Source organism: Microcoleus sp., assembly GCF_049646505.1.
Classification (GTDB): Bacteria; Cyanobacteriota; Cyanobacteriia; order Cyanobacteriales; family Microcoleaceae; genus Microcoleus.
The window spans coordinates 1-2,987 of the sequence record NZ_JBARVX010000619.1 but is presented as its reverse complement, the minus strand read 5'-3'; the positions used below and the strand labels follow the sequence as shown (position 1 = coordinate 2,987).

The 2,987-nt window shown below is 46.0% G+C and carries 4 protein-coding genes; 2 read left to right on the top strand and 2 right to left on the bottom strand.

Going from position 1 to position 2,987, the window contains the following annotated elements; all coding sequences use genetic code 11:
• Positions 1-529: hypothetical protein (locus tag WBA89_RS28825; protein WP_424411048.1), on the top strand; the 529-nt coding region annotated here is incomplete at its 5' end.
• A 247-nt stretch (positions 530-776) separates the two neighbouring features.
• Here the strand turns inward: WBA89_RS28825 and WBA89_RS28820 are convergent.
• Together WBA89_RS28820 and WBA89_RS28815 are read right to left on the bottom strand one after the other, a co-directional pair.
• Positions 777-1,397 (bottom strand): Uma2 family endonuclease, encoded by a 621-nt coding sequence (locus WBA89_RS28820; protein WP_424411047.1) that lies wholly within the window; start codon positions 1,395-1,397, stop codon positions 777-779.
• Between the two features lie 157 nt (positions 1,398-1,554).
• Complete coding sequence (locus WBA89_RS28815) at positions 1,555-1,785, bottom strand: hypothetical protein (RefSeq protein WP_333279652.1); 231 nt, start codon at positions 1,783-1,785, stop codon at positions 1,555-1,557.
• A gap of 169 nt (positions 1,786-1,954) precedes the next feature.
• Here WBA89_RS28815 and WBA89_RS28810 point away from each other — a divergent pair.
• Positions 1,955-2,987 (top strand): hypothetical protein (locus tag WBA89_RS28810; protein WP_424411046.1); only part of this gene is annotated, 1,033 nt, incomplete at its 3' end.

The following is a 2,987-nucleotide window of genomic DNA, read 5'->3' as shown; positions in this document are numbered from 1 at the left end:
AATCATGTATCAACCTATTCAGCATTTTCTCACCCTCGCAATTGAAACTGTGGTAATTTTTGGTTACGGTGGCTTAATTGTTCACTATATCGCTACGCTGTTAGCATCGAAGCGGATGAATCCTTCTGAAAAACTCTCAGCAGAACTTGCCCCAGATTTTGTGCCTCTTCTCCATGAAATTGCTTCCTTTCCTGCTGTTGCAGAAGAATGTGCAGCAACTCCAGAACCCACAGAAGAACAGCGCCTCACATCTTCGCTACAAGTTCAAGCCGAATTTGCTTCTAATATTCAACTCGATACCGGCACATTGAATCGGTCTTTCATTCAAGTCGATAGCCTCACTCTCCGACAATGCCACACTGTTATTCGAGCGCTCAATTCCACTGTCCCACGAAGTGAGCATATTCGCCTTAAAATTAACAAAAAAGATGTACCTGCTGATTCGTTAAAATTTCAAATCAAGAAGCACTTTGAGCATCGACCGCAGCAAGTTGTCTCCCTAATTAAGCAAATTTTGAGAGCTAGTTAGAATGCTCGGAGAATCAACGACTAAATTAGTGTTCTTTTTCAAAAAAACTTCTGGTAACGAGTTGATAGAAAGTTTTCTCGATCTAACTCTCCCTTTCCAGATCGGGCGATTAGTTACTTTTTTCACCGCCAAGGGGAATCAGACCCCTGCCAATCTGTTCGATCAATTCGTTGAGGCTCAATCCTCGTTCAATGGCGATCACACCGCACGAATTTCCTCCATCCTACCGACGTTACCTGGATATAAGCTACATAGCAGAATATCTGCCGGCAGGGAAGATTTTTTGTGCGGTTAATTGCAAGTCGGGAAAGATTGATGAAATAAGCCGATCGTCATTTTGAAACAACTGTTTTTGATACTCGTCTTCTCGCAGCGTACAAATTGTAACTGTCGGCTGTTTGGGTTTGCCAATATATTCTCTGCCACCAATGCCCAAATAGTCAACAATCCAATACTCAGGCACTCCAAGCAGGGCATAATCTTCAACTTTGCGAGCGTAATCGTTCTGCCAGTTGGTGCTAACGACTTCAGCAATCAGTTTAATTGAGGAACCTGATGTAATTACAGGTTCTTGTTGCCACAAAGGTTCATTAATTAGTCGAGTTTGGTCTAATACAAGCACATCGGGGCGAAAGGCTGTTGCTGTTCCTAATAGTTTGATGAGACAGCGAGGGGGGATAAGGTAGGGTAGATCCAGGCGGTCAATTTCTACATTCAGTTTTCGTCCCAGAAAACCGGATACTTGTTCGTGCGGCCCTGTTGGTTCCATTTCGGTTAATTCACCATCAATCAGTTCGTAGCAATCGCTGTCGCCGTAGTTGGTAATAAATTCATCGACAGTTATAAGTTTTGGAGATGATTGAACCATTATATTTATTTCTTTCTGATAAATTTACACGGCAAAAAACCGTAATTTTTAACAATTTTTTACAGATAAAAACCCCGTCATTACTATCAAAAAAACTTCTGGTAACGAGTTGATAGAAAGTTTTCTCGATCTAACCCTCACTTTCCTGACCAGGCGATTAGTTACTTTTTTCACCGCCAAGGGGAATCAGACCCCTGCCAATCTGTTCTATCAACTCGTTGAGACTCAATCCGCGTTCAATGGCGATCGCGCGAATTCCTTCCCACCCTACCGACGTTACCTGGATATTTCTTTGCTTCTTGGGTTCTTCATAGCGAGGTTGTCCGCCTGAGCGGTTGAGATTGGCTAACGAGTTGGGATGAGGCTGGATTCCTTTACTAGGTGGCATAGCGTCGATAACGTTTCCCTTTTTCAACTATTTTCGCATTTTCTTGACGGTTTTCGACAGTCGCTATGTTATCGTTGAATAATTCAACGAAAATTCAGCCCGCGCCTAGCCATAAGCTGCGTACAATAGTCAGCGCGGGCGCGACTGGCATGAGACAAGCGAGTCAGGAATGCGTCAAATGCAATCAGAAGCCGACAATCAAGAGCAACAACCGTTAATCGTTTTGCCAGGGGGTGTTGGTGTGTACACCTCCTCCGTTGCGGAAGAACTGCGGATAGACTCTGAATTCCAATCCCTCATCCCTCCCCTAAGTAAGGGCGAAAAAGCAGCCCTGCAAGCCAGTATTCTGGAGGTAGGATGCCGCGACCCGTTAGTAGTCTGGGCCGAGGAAAAGTTTCTCATCGACGGTCACAACAGGTATTCTATTTGTACCGCGCACAGCATCCCCTACCAAACTGTAGAGATGTCTTTTGACAGTCGGAATGCAGTCAAGGTCTGGACGATCGCCAACCAACTGGGACGGCGCAGCTTGACGCCAGAATCCGTTAGCTACCTGCGCGGCACCTGGTACGAGCTGACCAAGGAATCTCACGGGGGCAAGCGTTCGGCAAACTGTCAAAATGACAGTTTGACAGACAAAATATCGCCAGATAGAGCAAGCTGTCAAAATGGCAGCTTGACAGACAAAACAATGCCAGATGAGGCAAGCTGTCAAAATAACCACTTGACAGACACAACAATGCCAGATAGAGCAAGCTGTCAAAATGGCAGCTTGACAGACAAAACAGCACGAGAGTTAGGAGAACGGTTCAAAGCTTCCCCCAGAACGATTTACCGGGATGCCCAATTTACTCGAGCTGTGGATGCTCTCAGTTTTATTGGAGGGGACGAAGTGAAGTGGAAAATACTGAATCGCTCTGCGGGGATGACCAAGAAGCAGGTCATCGCTTTGGCGATTGACGCTCGCAGCAATCCGGCTCAGGTTGCCAAAACTTTACAGGGGCGCGACAAAAAAGTAAAACCTGAAGGCGAACCTAAGATCGCCCACCACCTGACGCTTAAAATTGGTTCCTTGGTGGAAGTGTACGCGCCCGATCGCCAAGACGTTAACGGCCGGTTGGGGCGCATTCAGTCAGTGGGCGAGAAAACAGCTACCGTGTGGATGCGACACATCCCTACTCTTGCCATGAATTTGCATACCT

What these genes read in the sequence shown, in the direction of transcription:
- WBA89_RS28815 (WP_333279652.1), bottom strand. Translation starts at nt 1,785, where the DNA reads ATGCCACCTAGTAAAGGAATCCAGCCTCATCCCAACTCGTTAGCCAAT.
- WBA89_RS28820 (WP_424411047.1), bottom strand. Translation starts at nt 1,397, where the DNA reads ATGGTTCAATCATCTCCAAAACTTATAACTGTCGATGAATTTATTACC.